General features: G+C 40.4%; 15 protein-coding genes. 8 read left to right on the forward strand and 7 right to left on the reverse strand.

What is annotated here, in order from left to right:
* Positions 1–323: 323 nt before the first annotated feature.
* Complete coding sequence (locus C9J45_RS11190) at positions 324–1,649, forward strand: peptidoglycan DD-metalloendopeptidase family protein (protein WP_107246483.1); 1,326 nt, start codon at positions 324–326, stop codon at positions 1,647–1,649.
* Between the two features lie 316 nt (positions 1,650–1,965).
* A complete protein-coding gene (locus C9J45_RS11195; protein WP_107207348.1) occupies positions 1,966–3,018 on the forward strand; it encodes a succinylglutamate desuccinylase/aspartoacylase family protein in 1,053 nt (350 codons plus the stop codon).
* A 111-nt stretch (positions 3,019–3,129) separates the two neighbouring features.
* Here the strand turns inward: C9J45_RS11195 and mrcB are convergent, their stop codons facing one another.
* Positions 3,130–5,475, reverse strand: a complete 2,346-nt coding sequence (mrcB, locus tag C9J45_RS11200; RefSeq protein WP_107246485.1) for a penicillin-binding protein 1B — start codon at positions 5,473–5,475, stop codon at positions 3,130–3,132.
* Positions 5,476–5,905: 430 nt separating this feature from the next.
* Here mrcB and C9J45_RS11205 point away from each other — a divergent pair, with 430 nt between their 5' ends.
* Positions 5,906–6,352 carry an exoribonuclease R gene (locus tag C9J45_RS11205; RefSeq protein ID WP_107246486.1) on the forward strand — a complete coding sequence of 149 codons (447 nt, stop codon included), beginning with the start codon at positions 5,906–5,908 and terminating at the stop codon, positions 6,350–6,352.
* Positions 6,353–6,442: 90 nt separating this feature from the next.
* Here the strand turns inward: C9J45_RS11205 and C9J45_RS21650 are convergent, their stop codons facing one another.
* Positions 6,443–6,604: a hypothetical protein gene (locus tag C9J45_RS21650; protein ID WP_198038485.1), complete on the reverse strand. Its 162-nt coding sequence runs from the start codon at positions 6,602–6,604 to the stop codon at positions 6,443–6,445.
* A gap of 224 nt (positions 6,605–6,828) precedes the next feature.
* Positions 6,829–7,692, reverse strand: coding sequence for an HTH-type transcriptional regulator HdfR (gene hdfR / locus C9J45_RS11210; protein ID WP_107207351.1), 864 nt, complete (start codon positions 7,690–7,692; stop codon positions 6,829–6,831).
* A 219-nt stretch (positions 7,693–7,911) separates the two neighbouring features.
* Between hdfR and maoP the strand changes: the two genes are divergently transcribed.
* From maoP to C9J45_RS11225, 3 genes are all read left to right on the forward strand, one after another.
* Positions 7,912–8,265, forward strand: a complete 354-nt coding sequence (gene maoP, locus C9J45_RS11215; protein WP_107207352.1) for a DUF413 domain-containing protein — start codon at positions 7,912–7,914, stop codon at positions 8,263–8,265.
* A gap of 115 nt (positions 8,266–8,380) precedes the next feature.
* Positions 8,381–9,406 (forward strand): glutathione synthase, encoded by a 1,026-nt coding sequence (gene gshB, locus C9J45_RS11220; RefSeq protein ID WP_107207353.1) that lies wholly within the window; start codon positions 8,381–8,383, stop codon positions 9,404–9,406.
* Positions 9,393–11,372, forward strand: a complete 1,980-nt coding sequence (locus C9J45_RS11225) for a flavohemoglobin expression-modulating QEGLA motif protein (protein ID WP_107207354.1) — start codon at positions 9,393–9,395, stop codon at positions 11,370–11,372. Before gshB ends, C9J45_RS11225 begins: the two co-directional genes overlap by 14 nt.
* Before the next feature lie 345 nt (positions 11,373–11,717).
* Here C9J45_RS11225 and C9J45_RS11230 read toward each other — a convergent pair whose 3' ends face one another.
* Both C9J45_RS11230 and C9J45_RS11235 read right to left on the reverse strand, forming a co-directional pair.
* Positions 11,718–12,188 (reverse strand): glycine zipper 2TM domain-containing protein, encoded by a 471-nt coding sequence (locus tag C9J45_RS11230; protein ID WP_107207355.1) that lies wholly within the window; start codon positions 12,186–12,188, stop codon positions 11,718–11,720.
* Between the two features lie 190 nt (positions 12,189–12,378).
* Positions 12,379–13,293 (reverse strand): DUF808 domain-containing protein, encoded by a 915-nt coding sequence (locus C9J45_RS11235; RefSeq protein WP_107207356.1) that lies wholly within the window; start codon positions 13,291–13,293, stop codon positions 12,379–12,381.
* 708 nt (positions 13,294–14,001) lie between these two features.
* Here C9J45_RS11235 and speA point away from each other — a divergent pair.
* Positions 14,002–15,921 (forward strand): biosynthetic arginine decarboxylase, encoded by a 1,920-nt coding sequence (gene speA, locus C9J45_RS11240; RefSeq protein ID WP_107290649.1) that lies wholly within the window; start codon positions 14,002–14,004, stop codon positions 15,919–15,921.
* A 95-nt stretch (positions 15,922–16,016) separates the two neighbouring features.
* Positions 16,017–16,949, forward strand: a complete 933-nt coding sequence (gene speB, locus C9J45_RS11245) for an agmatinase (protein WP_107207358.1) — start codon at positions 16,017–16,019, stop codon at positions 16,947–16,949.
* 357 nt (positions 16,950–17,306) lie between these two features.
* Here the strand turns inward: speB and C9J45_RS11250 are convergent, their stop codons facing one another.
* Together C9J45_RS11250 and eptA are read right to left on the reverse strand one after the other, a co-directional pair.
* A complete protein-coding gene (locus tag C9J45_RS11250; RefSeq protein WP_008988692.1) occupies positions 17,307–17,666 on the reverse strand; it encodes a diacylglycerol kinase in 360 nt (119 codons plus the stop codon).
* A gap of 43 nt (positions 17,667–17,709) precedes the next feature.
* Positions 17,710–19,344, reverse strand: coding sequence for a phosphoethanolamine transferase EptA (gene eptA, locus C9J45_RS11255; RefSeq protein WP_107290650.1), 1,635 nt, complete (start codon positions 19,342–19,344; stop codon positions 17,710–17,712).
* Between the last annotated feature and the right edge of the window lie 84 nt (positions 19,345–19,428).

Consider the following 19,428-nt stretch of genomic DNA (forward strand, 5'->3'; position numbering starts at 1 on the left):
CAGTTCAGCCTTGGGCTTTTAGTCAATAACGTAACGAATATTATATCAACACCAACACAAGAATGGTTTTAGGCCCATAACAATTGTCAATAAATCATCGGAACAATGTCTATCATTTAAACAGTAAAAATATAAAACATTGTAAAATAACTAACTTATGTAAGATATTATCTACTTTTAATAAAAATACACCGTAGAATTACTAATCACAACATTAGTTCATTTACGGTTCAGAAAAGCTATGTTTTTATACTCCATCGCAAAAATAAGCTAGTGCCGATTGCACTCACTAAAAATAAAAAACTGACGAGCATTCCAGATTTATGTCTACGTTAAAAACGACAATCTTGAGCAAATTTATTAATTTTCGCTATATTAGCCTTGCAGGTATTTCTCTTATTACTGTAGCTGCAGTTTTATCTATTAATACAACATCAACCCCTCATAAACAGACGGAAGTACAGCTACCCATTTCAACCACACCTGAAGTTGTTCTCCCTGCATTATCACCAAAAGCAATGCAAAAGACAGTCGACATACCGCCGAGTTATGAATATAAGATCAAAAAAGGCGATACCTTAAGTGAGATTTTTTCACGACTGTCGATCCCCTATTCTGATGTCCAATCGATTATGGAAGCCGATTTAAACACGCTTCAAATTGATAAGTTAAAACCCGGCGATATATTACGTTTTTGGATTAATGAAAGTGATCACCAGCTGAATAAATTAGAGCTTGAGTTCAGTTTAGCGCAGCGAATTGATTACATTCGTACTAAAGATGGTGATTTCGATGTAAAAGAGATCACATTACCTGGGGTATGGCGTGAAACAGTTGCGACTGGAACAATTCATGGCAGCTTTAGCGCATCAACTCGTAAAGCGGGGTTATCACACAGTGAGACTCTAGAAATCATGTCTTTACTAAAAGATAAAATGAATTTTAATAAAGACTTAAAAGCAGGTGATACCTTTGAAGTTGTCACTAAACGCAAATATATTAAAAACCAAGCCACCAATGATAGTGAATTACAAGCGATCCGCATTTATTCAGGTAAACGTTTAATTTCAGCCTATTTACACACTGATGGAAATTTTTATGACCAAAATGGTGATAGCTTACAACGTGCATTCCTTCGTTACCCTTATCCGGCGTCGAAGCATTTCCGTATCAGTTCGCCATTTAACCCAAACCGTATTCACCCAGTTACAGGCCGTCGCCAACCACATAATGGTGTGGATTTTGCGACACCATCAGGTACACCAGTACTCGCAACAGGTGATGGCGTTGTAACGTTAGTGACTAACCACCCTTATGCGGGACGTTATGTCGTCATTAAACACAGTGCTAACTACAGCACTCGTTACTTACATAACAGCCGTATTTTGGTTAAGAAAGGTCAACATGTTAAACGTGGTCAAGAAATTGCGCTATCAGGAAGCACAGGCCGTGTAACAGGCCCACACATTCACTATGAATTCTTAATTCGAGGAAAAGCAGTAAATCCAATGACAGCAAAAATTCCATTGGCAGCGTCTGTTCCTCGTAAAGAAAAGAAAGAGTTTGAAAGCGAGGTCGCTAAATATAATAGCTTAATTAAACAATCGGTCGAACAAGATAAAAACCAAATCGCAAGTGTGAATAAATAATACACCAAGCTTTAGTTCAATCATCATAAAACACACGAAAAGCACTTCTTAAATAGAAGTGCTTTTATTTCAGCTCAAACATAACAACTCGCAACAAGTATCTATTACGATAATAACAATTTAATATAACAACAAAGATACATTTAGAAACATTTTACTCGGTAAACATCACTATTTTTGTGACAATGTTATCTATTTATAAAATGAATTTACGCTTATTCTTTTGCCATTGTATGCGCCATGATTGACCTCCTTGTGTTATCGGCATCCAACAATTTTCTATTCTTATATACACTACCGAATACAGGAAGTATCTATGGCTAAGAAAACGCCACCTTTTGAATTTGCCGGCTTATCGATTGACGCGGGTAAACACATTAATTGTGAATTAGAAATTGCTCGTCTTTATACTCATTCACCTCTTTCGGTTTCTGTTGATATTCTTCATGGTAAACACCCAGGTCCCGTATTATTAATCAATGCGGCGATTCATGGTGATGAATTAAATGGTATTGAGGTTGTACGTCAAGTTATTGAAAAAATAGATTTAAACAAACTTCACGGAACGATTATTGCGGTACCTGTGGTTAACGTTTTTGGCTTTATTCATAAATCTCGCTACTTACCCGATCGTCGAGATTTGAACCGTTGTTTCCCTGGCTCTGAACGGGGCTCAATTGCAGGACGCATGGCTTACCAATATTTTAATCAAGTGGTTCGTCGTGCATCGCATGTTATCGATCTACATACCGCTGCAATTTACCGTACTAACTTACCTCAAATTAGAGCTAACCTTGAAAATCCATTAGCTAAAGAGATGGCAATGGCATTTGGCTCGCCGGTTGTCGTTGACGCAAGTCTGCGCGAGGGCTCATTACGAGCAGCTGCTGAAGCATTTAACATACCCGTGATCACATTTGAGGCAGGTGAGGCGTTACGTCTTGATCCACATGCAGTAGGATCTGGCGTTCAAGGCGTATTAAAGGTAATGCGTCATCTAAATATGCTGCGCACTAGCCGTAGCAAAAAAGTTATTGAACCAATGGTGCCAAAAGCGACCCGTTGGATTCGTGCCGACTATGATGGCTTGCTTCGATCCCATGTGGCCTTGGGGGAGAAGGTATCGAAAGATCAAGTCATCGCCACTATTAGCGATCCTGCTGGCAGCAGTGAAGCACCTGTTATTGCGCCACAAGGTGGGATCGTCATTGGCCAGCAAACATTGCCTTTAGTTAACGAAGGTGATGCTATTTTCCATATTGCTTTCTTTGAAGAGCCCGATGGCTTAGTTGAAGAGCAAGTGGAAAGTTACCTTGATGATGCCATCGAAGAATTAGATGATGAGCTAAAATGGGGTATGACAAACTGATTTAGCAGTTCGATCTTCAGTGTAAAACATACAGATATAAAAAAGGCTAAGTGCGAACACTTAGCCTTTCATTTTTATATTAAGCCAATAATGGCAAAACAAAAAATATCATTACCAATCAAACAACTTATCAAAGAAGCCTTCGACTTTTTTCTGCACTTCTTTCGCTTGTTGCTTCACAGCTTGTACCTGACAGTTTTGTTTAAGATCACCATTCGGATCCCAAATAGGCATTCGTGTTGTACCTGAACAATCTTCAATATAGGTACCGTTCGCCGCTACCGTATATTTCTCTCCTTCCAATTCTGAAGGTTGAGTTAAGATTAATGGCTCAGGTTTACGATGCTGAATGTAATCAGTATATAAACGCAATGCGCCTGTCGCACCCGTTAGGTGGGCAGTTTTATTGTCATCACGTCCCATCCATACTGTTACCACTTCACGCCCATCGATACCGACATACCAACTGTCTTTACCATCGTTTGTCGTGCCCGTTTTACCTGCCAAATGGCTATTTGGGAACAATTTATTCAATGAATGTGCGGTACCAAATTTTACCGTATCTTGCAGTGCATACATAGTTAACCATGCAGCCTGACTTGGCACTACCGATGAAGCTTTAGGCCAATTTTGGTAGAGTACTTTGCCATCTTCATCAACCACCGCATTTAATGCCGTTAATGGCGCTAAATAGCCATTATTACCAATGGCTTGGTACATCTGAGTAACTTCTAATGGCGACAAGGCGATCGAACCTAAAAATAACGACGGTACTTGAGGGATCTCTTCAAACGGAATCCCTAATTTTGTTAATGTTTTTGAGACTTTTTCAACTCCCAAAGCCATACCTAGATTAACCGTCGGAACATTGTACGATTTGGCTAACGCCACAAATAAAGGCACTTCACCACGATATTTACGATCATAGTTTCGAGGACTCCATACCGCACCATCTTGCATCTTAATAGAAAGAGGCTGATCTTTGAGTGAAGTTGCAAGCGTGTACTGCTCTGGGTCTTCTAATGCTGATAAGTAAATAGAAGGTTTCACTACCGAGCCAATTTGACGTTGTGCATTTATTGCACGATTATAACCAGGGAAATTAGGGTTACTTCCTCCAATCATAGCGCGAATTTCACCTGTTGTACGGTCAGCAATCACCATCGCGGTTTGTAAGTTTTTACCCGAACGTTTTTCCACTAACGGGATCATTTTCTCGACAGATTCTTCAGCCAACTTTTGCGATTGAGGATCGAGTGAAGTAAACAGACGTAAGCCTTTACCTTCTTCAAAAGCATCACCTACTTTTTGCTCTAACTCACGTTTAAGTTGATCAAAGTACGCAGGCTGACGTTTCGCAAGTTGTCCTTTTGATTGAACATCCAACGGTAATTTTATTGCTGCTTGATATTCTTTATCCGTTAACAATTTATTGTCTAACATGATTTTTAATACCACGTTACGACGATCTTTCGCGCGCTCAGGGTTGCGCCAAGGGTTGTAGTAAGACGGACCTTTTACCAAACCAATTAACAGTGCTAATTGATCAGGACGCAATTCCGACAATGGGCGATCAAAGTAATAACGAGATGCCAAAGCAAAGCCATGAATACCACGTCCACCATATTGAGCGAGATAAACTTGGTTCATGTAAGCATCAAGTACTTCTTCTTTACCATATTTATAATCGATGATAATCGCCATATAGGCTTCTTTAAATTTACGCCATAAACTGCGCTCACTCGATAAAAACATATTTTTAGCAAGTTGCTGTGTTAGCGTACTACCACCTTGAACTGTGTGCCCAGCTTTGATATTAGCGACAAAAGCACGAGCAATACCCACTAAAGAAATACCATCATGCTCATAAAAGTGACGATCTTCAGTATCAATCAGACCTTCGACTAATAACTTAGGCATTTTATCTTCAGGGAGATAAATTCGTTGCTGGTCATTTTTCGCTTCTAACATGCCCAACATTTTAGGATCAATATGAAGGAAACCAAGCTCTTTATTTGTATCAAGATCCTTGATTTGGCTGATCCCTTCGCTGTTGAATGTCACAACAACATGACGAGCACCTTCTGCACCCTCTTTAAAGTTAAATGGTCGACGAACAAATTCAACAGACCAGCCATTCGCTTTATATTCACCACTTTGATCAGGCTTCGCGACCTTTTGATAACCCAATACTTTTAACTCATTCACTAACGAGTTATAGCTAACTGGCGCTCCTGGTTGAAGGGCAAGCTCGCGAGCATAAACCACCGAAGGTAATTGCCACAGTTGACCTGAAAACTTCTCACTGATGGTTTTGTTTAAGTTATTCCCAAGATAAGCCATGCCCAAGCCACCAATAATGGCAACAGTAAGAATACTACGCTTAATTAATTTACGCGTTGATGATGGCTGTGGCTTATCCTGTTGATTATCAGGCTGATGTTTATTTGATGTCATTCATTTTTCCAATTTAACAACTACGACTTTACTAAAAAATAATTATCAAACAATAAGATAAATAAGATGGCTGTTAAATTACTACCTTATATAAAATCAATATAGTTGGGCTAAACATAATCCTAATTATCAATGATCATGTCATCCTAGTGTCAGTTCTATATTGTATGATTTTTTTATCAAGGCTGGCAAAAAACATTATTTTATATGGCGCGTTCGTTGAACATCTATCTCTGTAATAATGAGATTAACCTATCCTCAAAAGACAGCGTTTGATTTCGTATCATTAGGCATGACAAATGCTTTGTGGCGTAATAAGCGGTTAATTCATCTGGCTTTGGGTCGCAATTTATTCGCAAATCATCCACAATAACGCCTTTAAGAAAGCCAGCGATCAATTCCGATCGGGCACAGGTACCATGAGATAGCTATGCAACGTGATTATACTTTAAACTGCCTATTAACAATGCCTCGCCATGAGCTTGAAGAATTTAGCTTACGCGTAATCAGCCGCATGGTGCCGGAAGATGTAATGCAGGAAATATTCACTTTTGAACAAGAAGAAGTGGATAGTGAAGAACGCCTTAAGTCAGCACAATTTGATGCAATGCTACGCATGACAGCGGTTGCTTTGGGTGAAGTCAAGGAAGCATTTTCAGAATCGGATAACGCTAAGCAAAATATTGAACGTATGACACGCTTAATTCTTTGGCATTTTTACGCTATCTCATTCCAGCTAGAGGAAGCTGTCACATTAGAGCAGCACTGTGCTGAAGTTGAAAAGATTTTAGCCAATGCGCCTGACAACGCATTTGGTTGGATAAGTGTACTGACAGAATTACTTCATCGTTACGCAGCATTAAGCGAAGAAAAATAACCATTCCTCGCATCATTAATAGTTAAATAAAAAGGCGTACCCTTAGGATACGCCTTTTTTTAAATTTTTTATTGCCGATACTAAATACTATTAATAATCGAAATCGCTGTACTCCGGACTCTCAAAACGTGAACGTGTCATACGACGTTTCTTTTTGTTACGAGATTGATTCAAATCTTGAAAATCATCATTAAATTCAGAGTTGAATTTTGATTTGCTGCCCTTGTGAAACTTTTGGTCTAACTTAGCCATTTGCGATTCCTGAACTACATCCAGAGTAAGTAATTAATAAATAGAACACAGGCAATATTAATGCTCTATTGTGACAAAAATACGTCGCTTTTTTGTAAAATCAGTGACAACTGCCTTGTTTGTTTTCCACTTGATTTATTGCTTAATTCGTATTTTTTCTAAGACTAATTCAGGAACTCGCTCTCTGTACAACAAGATATTTTACTGCTTATCAGCAAAAAAACTTATCCATTGTTTTCGGTCACATTCTTAAAAGGAACTTCGACCAAAGCGTTGATCAAGTCCTCTTTTTCGTTATCTTCTCGCCATACTAAATATAAGCTTTGATCCATAACTGGCGCGTCTTTTACGACATGAAGTAAGCCTTTTTTCTTAGCACTTTCGACAACAGGCGATGGCAGATAACCAACTCCAGCATTCGCTAAAATATAATCAAGCGCCATTTTAACAGAATGTGTATGCATAATTGGTGTACGCTGAAGCTCAGCAATACGACTGTGCTCAACAGAAAATCGTGTGCCCCAATCTAAAAAGACAAGTGGAATATCACGCGTATCATGTAAGCAACAATTACTTTTATTAGTCACTAACTGTAATTGGTAATCTCGAACTTTACGTACATTGAGATTTTCAATTTTCGGTGGTTCGCTGGTAATAAAGAGATCGATGCTCTGATCAAACAAGCGTTTTGCCATCCCTTCACGTTTAACCGACTCTAAGCGTAATGCTAGCCCAGGCATATTGGCATAGATATGGTTAATCCAATCAGAAATCCCATCAAACTCCCAGAATAAAGGAGATGCACCAATGGCTAATTGGGTATTGAGGCTATCTGTTAATGCAACATCCTGCTTCGCACGCCCCCATGTTTGCAAAATAGCTTCAGCATAAGGCTGTAAACGCTCACCAGCTGCAGTTAGATGGACATTACCACGTTGACGAGAAAACAACGGGTTACCTAGCTGAGACTCAAGCTGTCGAATACGAAAGCTGACGGCAGACTGCGTTAAATATAAATTATCAGCTGCACGGCCAAAGTGACGAGTCTTAGTTACTTCTAAAAATGTTTTTAGTAATTCTGTATCCACAGCGAAATTCTCAAGAATAAGAAGGATAAGTTGCGTGATTATCGTGCTATTTAAGCATTATATATCTAATAAGCAAGAGCTTAATCTAGATCTTAAACGATATGATGATTTATGGTATCAAATCATTAAAAAAATTCATTAGAACGATAAAAAATGTTTGATTTACAACTCACCAAGTCTGGATAAATATCACCGCAAATCACATCAAGGACTTTATGAATGAGAAGTGAAGGTAAATTTTACGACGATAAAAATTTCCCACGTGGCTTTAATCGCTCGGGGGTTTTTACAATTAGTGAAGCCAGCGTCTTAGAAAATTACGGACGTATTATGCGTGCCTTACATGAAGGGACTACTCAACCAATCGATGAGTCTGAAACTCAGTTCCTTGCTGAAGTGTTAGGTCAGCAAGCAGCAGTGTCTGAATTTGGTAAGTGTTGGTTAAAATACCTGAACCACACCACTCATAAAGCACGCAGTTATACCTTATGCGTGTCGCAACGTCCCAACAATGGCGTATACGGCGACGATGATGATGCCGATAGTGGTAGTGATAGCGATTTAGACTATTAATTACTATCAGAGGGCTCACCTCTGTTTATCGAGTAACAATGAAGCCATCCCACTCTCGTGCGATGGCTTATTTCTTTTTAATAGCCTGTAAAACAGGCACTTTCTTGGTAGAGCTATGAAAATTTGTTTTGTTATGTATCCGTGGGACAAAGTTGAAGCCGAAAACGACTCCACACTACGTCTTATCCATGAAGCCGCAAGCCGCGGTCACACGGTTGCTATAACAACACCAAGTAACTTAACTATGCGTGACAGCATGGCTATTGCATTCTGTAACGTATTAAAAAAAGGTGATGTATCAAACAATATTCCAAGCTTTTACCGCAAAGCTGAATTTAACAAAGCCGAGCTACCATTAGCGGGCTTTGATGTTATTTTTATGCGTGCTAACCCACCTCTAGATACCATGGCACTTAATTTCTTAGATTCTGTGCGTGAGCATACTTTCATTATCAATGATATTGATGGTCTGCGTGTGGCTAATAACAAGCTATATACAGCATCGCTACCCGATCCAAACCATGAATATATTCCAGCAACACACGTATCAAAGAACCGTGAATACTTAGAGCGTGTATTAGACGAATCAACGCAAGATCGCATGATCCTAAAACCACTAAATGGTTACGGTGGTAAAGGCGTTATCTTGGTTGAAAAGAGTGCAAAATCAAGCGTTAAATCATTACTTGATTTCTACATTGGTGACGATGAAAACTATGTGATCTTACAAGATTACATTGAAGGTGCAGAACAAGGCGATGTTCGCATTCTACTGCTTAATGGTGAACCTATTGGTGCAATGCGCCGTGTACCAGCAGAAGGCGATGTACGTTCAAACATTCATGCCGGTGGCCGTGAAGTAAAACACGTACTAACAAAGCAAGAACTTAACCTATGTAAACACATTGGCCCTAAGCTTGTGCGCGACGGCCTGTTCTTTGTTGGACTAGACGTTATTAACGGCAAACTGGTTGAAGTAAATGTATTAAGCCCTGGCGGTATTACCCGTATCAATCGTCTTAACCGTGTGAAACTTCAACGTAATGTCCTGGATTTTGCTGAGAGCGTAGTAATGGCGAAAGAAGTCGGCATTGCACGTAAAAATGATTTTCGAAAGGTGATTGCTGATGCTGCATACTGAGTTAGAGGTTCTGGAGAAAATCCGCAGCCTGACTCCCTTTGAAGCGGAACTTGATGATGGCAGCTTGATAATTCGTGTTAGCGAATATCAGCCTTATATTGCTACAGCCATTCATCATGGACACAACCTTCGTGGCGAGTTAAAAGAAAAATGTGCGCTAACAGAAGAAGAGCGCTACTTTGAAGAAGATCCATTTACTGGCGATTTTATTTCATCTCTGCCAATCATTCTTCAGGGTGAAGATTCACGTTACGAATACGATCTTAACCGTGACCCAAGCAATTGCATCTATGACGATGCGTGGGGTAAAAAAGTATGGCTTGAGCCATTAACGGTAGAAGAGCGTGCGGAAACACATGAAAAACATAACCGCTACTATCGTATTCTTAAATGTCTTATTGAAACATTAGAAAAAGAATTTGGGTTATGTTTGTTATATGACATCCATTCATATAACTACCAACGTATTGACGAGAAAACACCAACATTCAATGTCGGTACTAAGCAAATTAACTGTCGTCGTTGGCGGAAAGAGATTGATGCCATGCTTGAAGGTTTAAATAGCATAGAGCTACCTAACCTTGAAGTAACAGCATTAGAAAACGATGTCTTTAAAGGCATGGGTTACCAAGCTACTTTCATTAAAGAAAACTTTAAAAACACATTAATCCTACCGATTGAAGTAAAAAAAGTATTCATGAATGAGGAAGGCGGCGAAGCGTATCCATTAGTGATTGAAAAGTTGAAAGAATCCATGAAAACCGTGATAACGGAACATGCTGCTTTCACTATCACTAAACGCACAAAAGCCAAAGGTTTAACAGGTAATGATCTGCTTGCTTCGAACTTATCCAAAGAAGTAGTCAAACTGGATCGACAGCTATATCGTATTGCTCGTGGTATCAATACGCTTAGCTACATCAACCCAACGAACCTTAAGCAAGAAAAGCGACGCTTTTTAAGTAAGCCGCATAGCTATCAGCCACAGTTCACTTATCGCCAACTTGATTTAGACCCATACAAGTTCCGTGAGCAACTTTACCGACTACCCGTAGAAGGTATCCGTGATGCTGACGTACAAAAAATGTATCGCAAAGTTATCGACCAATTAGCGGTACGTATTGATCTACTTTGTAGTATTGGTACTGATGAGTTCTTATATAATTCATTACGTTACTACGGTCAGCCTGATGAACGTGATATTGCTAATGCAAAATTTATTCTTCATGCTTGTGAATACAAAGAGCAGCAACCTGCCACAATCACAGCCAATGAAGCAATAGAAGCGTTTAAAGAAGCGGCGCAAGAGTACGACATTCCTTGTAAAATCGTTTCTTCTAAACAGCTAATTGCACGTGCAATGGTCAGTGGTAAAACGATCAAGGTGAACCCAAACAGTCGTTTTACACAAGGTGATTTAGATGCGTTAATTCATCACGAACTGGGAGTGCACTTAGTCACGTCAGTCAATGCTGAACGTCAACCATTGAAGATCCTACAACTGGGTTTACCTGGTAATACGCATACACAAGAAGGCCTTGCGATTCTTTGTGAGCACTTATCAGGTAGCTTCCCACTACACCGCCTAAAAACATTGGCGTTGCGTGTTGTCGCTGTAGAGATGATGGTCAATGGTGATAGCTTTAACGATTGTTTTAATAGTTTAAAACATGAGTATGGCATCAGTAATGATGAAGCATTTACCGTAACGGCACGTGTGTATCGTGGTGGTGGTTTCACTAAAGATTTCTTATATCTTCGTGGCTTAAAAGATGCGATTCAAGCGTATAAGAATGAAGATTTAACATCATTATTTATTGGTAAGACTGGCTTTGAATTTAAGCCCCTGCTTGATGAACTCATCGAGCGCGGGATCTTAAAACAACCCGATTACTTACCTAAAGCACTAGAGATAGATGCGGATATCGATCCAGTGATGGAGTTTATGCTTAACTCGATTCGTTAATCGACAAGCACATCAACCCTAAACAAAAAGCGACTAATCGGTCGCTTTTTTTATACGTTATTAACGCATTAACGTTACATTGGTAATGTAATTACGATCACCCCAGATAATCGTACAAATCAATAACACCAACATTAGGTAATCAGTCGTTTTTAGGCTTACCACGCATCAGTACAGCCGCGATAATGGCCTATACCACGGTAATAACAGCAGGGATGTAGAATGCGTAGCGTCTATTTCTCGTGTAAGCGATATAAATATTTATCCAACTATAATTTCACAACATATAAAAAAGGCAGCCTGATAGACTGCCTTTCAAATTGATAAACATTTCATTTTTAGCGATTAGTTGCCAGGCACAACGCGTGTCGTATTACCCTGCTGATAAATATCAACACGTTGGCCTACACGGAAAATCATATTTGGATCGACTTCCTGCACAACCGCAATGGTTCTACCGCTATCAAGTTTAATCACGATATTAACGCCATTGCGCTGACTAATTGCATCACCCGCTTTATTACCTAAAGCTGCGCCAGCTAAACCGCCGCCAATAGCCGCAATATCAGAACCACTACCGCCACCAACTTTCGAACCCAGAATGGCACCAATGGCACCACCAGCAATAGTACCAATCATATTTTCACCGCCACCACTCATGGTTACGGCATCTAATTTGATGATCGTACCGGTTAATACATTTTGTACTGTGCGTGCCTCACCGACATCATAAGCATTACCATATGGATTTTGCGCACAACCTGATACACCAAGTGCTGCGACTAGACATAAAGATGCTACTGTATACTTTTTCAATATAACCTCCGTCAATAAAGCAATCTGCTATTACAACGATATAAGTTTGGACGTTAAATTAACATTTTGCTCACAAATCCTGTATTTACACTGAATGGACTAATAAAAACAATATGTTACAATTTATTCGCGTAAGAAGAAGCAAAGCTTTACAATTAGTTTCTCTTTTAAAAGGTAAAAAATACTCAATCTAGTGTGTTTTTTTACCGCGAATTTTATTAATCAACGTCACCACAGCAACCACCGCGGCTCCCGCAATAACACCCACAATACCGTTCATTAATGGTGGTAGAATAGACGCTGAACCAGGCAAATTGACAGCTTGTACAATGTTCTCCACAATTTCATGGGAATGCGGCAATGTATGTACAACGATACCGCCACCGACAAGAAACATCGCAATTGTGCCGACAAACGCCAGAGCCTTCATAAGATAAGGTGCTATGTTCACCAATAGCGAGCCAAAACGGTTTTTCAAACTCGCTTGTTCGCTATGATTTACAAGATATAAACCCGCATCATCTAGCTTCACAATACCTGCAACCAAGCCATAAACACCTGCCGTCATAACCGCAGCAATTACGCTGACAACAATGGCTTGAGTTAAAAATGGATGATCTTGTACAACCCCTAAAGAAATCACAATAATTTCAGCAGAAAGAACAAAATCAGTACGAATAGCCCCTTTTATTTTCTCTTTTTCATACTCTGCGATATCAACATCACTTTGCGCTAACACATCAACTTTATCTTCCGTGTTTGCCTCTGAATGAAATAATTTCTCAACGATTTTTTCAACACCTTCAAAGCATAAGAATAAACCGCCTAATAACAGCATTGGTTGAATCAGCCATGGGGCTATTACGCTGATCAATAACGCTGCGGGAACCAAGATCAGCTTATTTTTAAATGAGCCTTTTGCGACACCCCATACAACAGGAATTTCGCGTTCAGCACGTACCCCCGTTACCTGTTGGGCATTCAATGCTAAATCATCGCCTAACACACCCGCTGTTTTTCGTGCTGCTACTTTTGTCATCACAGCAACATCGTCTAATACGGTCGCGATATCATCTAACAAAGTTAATAAACTTGCACCTGCCACAGGTTACTACTCCTTCCATTAAGAGCCCATTGCTCTTAAATACACAAACTAACAATATGATGTTAATACTAAACCGTTAATACTGACTTCATTCACAACAGTTAAGCATTATACTGCCTATACTAAAAAAATAAAAACCAGTGTTTTTTATCGCGCTTTAGCGCTCTTTTCAATTAAAGTCGGTATAAAGCCTATTGGCTAATCTTTCTTATCATAACGATAAATCTTTTTTGATTGCAGTTAGCCTCATTCAATTGTCTAATCGCCAAGCACCCTCTTTTCGGTTTGAGGTGTAGACTGAGATTGGAATTCCTCTCTTTACGTTATGTCATACCGTGCTAGTAGCAGCACGACCTGTTCGGAAATGACAATGAAATTATTCGCAGCACTATACCTACAAGCATTTTCTTGTCTGAATAAAGTATGCGACAACGCAGCCAACAGCACCAGACCAACCCAATCTAGACGATCGACACGTATATTCATTAATAGTAATGATGAAACGAACTCGGATAGTCCCAGTTACGTGTAATTAAATGCAACACACTACTGTTAGATGTGGACTGCTTTTTTATTAGCGTGACCTTTAGATCCTGACTTTTATGACGTCAGTAACCATAACCTTCTATTTTATTTATATTTTCTGCAGTTCTGTAGGGCTTTTGTTCGCCTTAAAAAACTGACGCGTACTTTGCAAGGATTAAGACTATGAGTGAGTGGACAATTAATAACGCACGTGACGTTTATAATACGCCTTACTGGAGCCAAAACTATTTTGATATTGCACAAGATGGTTCAGTGGTTGCACGTCCTAATTTACAAGCTCCCGGCAATACCATTGGTTTATCGCAACTTGCTGATGAACTGATCGCCGCAGGAGCCTCATTACCGGTATTGGTGCGTTTTCCAGAAATAATGCATCACCGTGTCGACAGCTTATGTAGTGTGTTTAACCAAGCTATTGAAAATTATGGCTATACTGGTGACTACCTTGCGGTTTATCCAATCAAAGTAAACCAACAGCAGGAAGTCGTTAGCGAAATTCTTAAAAGCCAATACGCTAAACAACAACGTCAGTTAGGTTTAGAAGCGGGCAGTAAACCAGAGCTTATGGCTGTGCTGGCTATGGCGCAAGAGGCGAGCTCAGTCATTGTTTGTAATGGCTATAAAGATAAAGAATACATTCGCCTTGCACTCATAGGTGAAAAGCTAGGACACGAAGTGTATATCGTCCTAGAAAAACTATCAGAACTACGCATTATCTTAGAGCAAGCAAAAGAGCTTGGCGTTACTCCTCGTCTTGGTTTACGCGTTCGTTTAGCCTCGCAAGGTAAAGGTAAGTGGCAAGCCAGTGGTGGTGAGAAGTCTAAGTTTGGATTATCGGCATCTCAGGTTTTAACTGTGGTAGATGAACTGCGCCAGCGCGATATGCTAGATTGTCTGCAATTGTTGCATTTCCACTTAGGATCGCAAATCGCCAACATTCGTGATGTAAGAAATGGTGTGGGTGAAGCCGGCCGTGTTTACGCAGAATTGAAAAAAATCGGTGTTGGTATTACAACTATAGATGTTGGTGGTGGTTTGGCCGTGGACTATGAAGGTACCCGTTGCCAAAGCAGTTGTTCAATGAACTACAGTATTAACGAATATGCAAACAACATTGTTTATGTATTAGGTGATATTTGTACTGAATATGATATTGCTATGCCACGCATTATTTCAGAATCTGGGCGTAACTTAACGGCGCATCACGCAGTCTTAATCACCGATGTTGTGGGTGTAGAAAGCTACAAACCAGAAAGCATTAGTGCACCTACTGAAGATGCACCACAAGTGCTACAGAACATGTGGATGTCGTGGAAAGAGCTCTCTGAGCATTCCGATCAACGCTCGTTAGTTGAGATCTACCATGATAACCAAAGCGATTTAGCCGAAGTTCACGCCCTATTTGGGGTTGGGATGATCAGCTTTATCGACCGTGCATGGGCAGAGCAAGTTAGCTTACGCCTATGTTACGAATTACAGAAAAAACTCTCAGATAAAAACCGAGCTCACCGCCCGATTTTAGATGAGTTGCATGAGCGTTTAGCGGATAAGTTCTTTGTGAACTTCTCTTTATTCCAATCATTGCCAGATGCATGGGGTATTGATCAAATCTTCCCTGTATTGCCTTTAAGCAATTTGGATAAAACCCCTGAACGTCGTGCGATTATTTTAGATATCACCTGTGATTCAGATGGTGCCATTGATCAATATGTTGAAAGCCAGGGTATTGAAACCACACTACCGGTTCCAACATGGTCAGCTGAAGAGCCTTACCGTATTGGTTTCTTTATGGTCGGTGCTTATCAAGAAATTTTAGGTGATATGCATAACCTATTTGGTGATACCGACACCGCTGTTGTTCGTACTCGTGCTGACGGTGGTTATGAAATAGAAAAAATTGATCGCGGTGATAGTGTTGGCGATGTATTGCGCTACGTACATTTAGACTCGAAAGAGTTTTTACGCCAATACCAAACAATGGCTGAGCAACATTTAACTGTTCACGAACGTGATGCAATTTTACAAGAATTAGCAGAAGGTCTTGAAGGTTACACTTACCTCGAAGATGTTCGTGCTATCTAATTAATTTATAGACTAAATAAGGTCCCTATCACGTCAATCCTGTGTGATAGGATGTCTTAACAGGGCTTTGCCCAAGATTGTTGTTGGAGAGAACCATGGCAACATTAGCTAACTACCCAGATTACTCACTATACGCAAATGCGTTTGGTTTTTTGCGTCAACCACTCAACTTCTCACCAATGGAGTCTGATGCTGATGTGGTGATCACTGGTATTCCATTTGATATGGCAACCACGGGGCGTTCTGGGAGTCGCATGGGACCTGGCGCGATTCGCCAAATTTCAACCAACCTAGCATGGGAAGGTAAACGTTGGCCATGGACATTTAACTTATTTAAAACTATCAAGATTGCTGACTGTGGCGATCTGGTATTTGATTGTGGTGATGCCGCACAAATGTGTGAGCGTCTAGAAGCACACGCAACCGGCCTATTAGAACAAGGTAAGGCAATGTTAAGCTTTGGTGGCGATCACTTTGTGACCCTGCCGCTGCTTCGTGCTCACGCTAAGCAGTTCGGTAAAATGGCATTGATCCACTTTGATGCCCACACTGACACTTATGATCAAGGCAGTAAGTTTGATCACGGCACCATGTTCTACCATGCACCGAAAGAAGGGTTAATTGACCCTCACCACTCAGTACAAATTGGTATTCGTACCGATCACTGCGACAGCTTAGGCTTTAACGTGATTGATGCTGGCACTGCTAATGATTGGTCGGTTGAGCAAATCGTTTCAACTATCAAAGAAAAAGTGGGTGATATGCCTGTGTACTTAACCTTTGATATTGACTGTTTAGATCCTGCGTTCGCACCGGGTACAGGTACTCCTGTGTGTGGTGGTTTAACATCTGATAAAGCACTGAAAATTATCCGTGCGCTAGAAGGTATTAACTTAGTTGGTATGGACGTGGTTGAAGTAGCACCGTCTTACGATCACGCTGATATGACATCCCTTGCAGCAGCAACAATTGCAACCGATATGCTGCACCTATGGGCATTAACTCATAAGAAAGCAGATATTAAATAAACGATAAAGCACATGCCTATACCCAAGTAACTTCAAGATGCAGTGTTCAGCGAGACGACCTTAGTTCTCAGGCGCGGCAACGATTCGAAGATATAGTGGTTCTACATTGAGAATCGTTAACAAAGTCTGAGAGCTAAGGACGCTCGCCCTTTGGGAGCGTGTCACTGAGCCGACTTATTGCGTCAGACAACTTGGAAAGAGCTCGCTATTCCGCTTCGTTGCCTTCCTTGAATTCGACTCAGTGACCTCGCTCTGAATCAGGCACCTTGAAGCCACTTGGGTATATAAATACAAAAATGCCAGAGCTTTCACTCTGGCATTTCTTTAAGTGTGCTGTTTTATTATTTTGTGTCGTCGCTAGCTAATTAAGATCCCGCCCCACACAACAACAACCAGTGCCATCGCAACAAATACCGCTGCCGAACCAATGTCTTTCGCTCGGCCACTCAACTCATGGTGTTCAGGACCGATACGATCAACCACTGCCTCAATGGCTGAGTTAATCAACTCAACAATCATCACTAACAACAATGAAGCAATCATGATTGCTCGCTCTACCCCAGTCACCGGTAAGAAAAAGCTAATCACAGTCATTAGCACCAGTAGCACTGACTCTTGGCGAAATGCCGCTTCGTTCTTCCATGCAGCTTTCAATCCTTGAACAGAATAGCCTGCGGCATTAATAATTCGAGTTATTCCCGTCGCACCCGGTTTCATTATTATTTTTCTCTCTATTTATAATCAGTTAGCTAGCATTGCATTAATGGGCGCTAATACTACGACATTGTGAAAATATATCTAGTTTAGGTTCATAAACGTTGGTTTTTACGTCCATCATGCCAAGTAGTGAATGGAACAGATAATCTTGTGAATATCCACCGGCTTGTGCTTCTTTTTCTAAGCAAGCACGGTTAATGTGCTGGCTTTTCTGATATTCAGGCGATAACCATAAAATCAATGGCACAGTGGTTTGCTCTTTTGGCGCTATTGCATAAGGTAAACCGTGAAGGTAGACCCCGTCTTCACCTAATGATTCACCGTGATCGGCCATATAGAACATCGCTGTATTGGCATGATGATCATCTTGCTTCAACATATCAATCACTTGGCTCAAGATATAGTCGGTATAAACAATGGTGTTATCGTAGGTATTCTTTACCTGCTGCTGAGTACAGTTTTGCAAATCGCTGGTATCACAGGTAGGGGTAAACACTTTAAATTTAGCAGGATAACGATCGTCATAGGTTGGCCCATGACTACCTATAATATGCAGCACAATAAAGGTATCTTGCTTCGCATCATCAATGTATTGCTGCAGGCCTTTCAATAAGATTTGATCGTAGCACGAGCCGTTATGGCACAAGCTAGGATCAATTTCAGCACTCATCTCAACATGTTTAATGCGATCACATGCCCCTTTACAACCACCATCATTATCTTTCCATAACACATCAATCCCCGCGTGGTGCATCACATCTAATACGCCATCTTGGTGACGTGCGGTCATTGGGTTGTAGTTCGCTTTAGTCATATCAGAGAACATACAAGGCACAGAAGCTGCCGTTGCCGTACCGCAAGATTTAACATCTTTAAAGCTGATCACATTCAATTTTGCCAGCTCAGGGTTGGTATCACGATCGTAACCATTGAGTGAATAGTTCATCGAACGTGATGCTTCACCTAATACCATCACCACCACATTCGGTTTACCTGTTTTTTCAGAGATAACAGCGTGTTCATTTACCGCATCAGTGCCAATGTGTTTAAACGGCATCTTCGCTTCAATTAACTGGTACTGCGCATAACGATAAGTGGCTGACAAATAGTTAGTTGGGTTAATCAGCGCCTTAATTTCAGAGTGGTTACGAACCAAAGACGCATAATCTTTATAATACCCAGCAGCAATCAAGCCAATCACTAGCAACGAGACAACAATCGATCCTAATTTTGACAGTAATTCTTTAAAAAAGGGCTTAAATTGTACTTTCATCGACGTAAAGATGATGGCAGGAATAATCCCGATAACCAATAACCATATCCCACCACCGAGCGATAGATAACTGGTCGCTTCACCGGTATTCGTCTCAAAAATATTAACGATCATACCGTAATCGAAAAATACGCCATAGCTGTACATACCATAGGTTGCTAATGCCGACAGAATAATCAGTACAGGGATCAAAACACGATATATCTTCGGCCAAATAAGTAAGGTAAAGATGATATTTAATGCCGCACAAATAAAGATCGGTATGGATATGGCAAAAATAAGACTATTTGGCGGATTGGCTTCAAATAATTCAGTGATATGTCGCCATAACGCAATATTTTGTATCGCCGTAAAAAACAGTGCGATTAAAAGCGTATATAGCACACTCGTTAAACGAAATTTCATGTGTCTATTCCCAAGAGTATTTATCATCATTTGGTATGGCGTGAACATTGGCATTCCAGTTCACAATTAACGTCATGCCAACCT

The organism is Photobacterium sp. GB-1, assembly GCF_003026165.1.
Lineage (GTDB): Bacteria > Pseudomonadota > Gammaproteobacteria > Enterobacterales > Vibrionaceae > Photobacterium.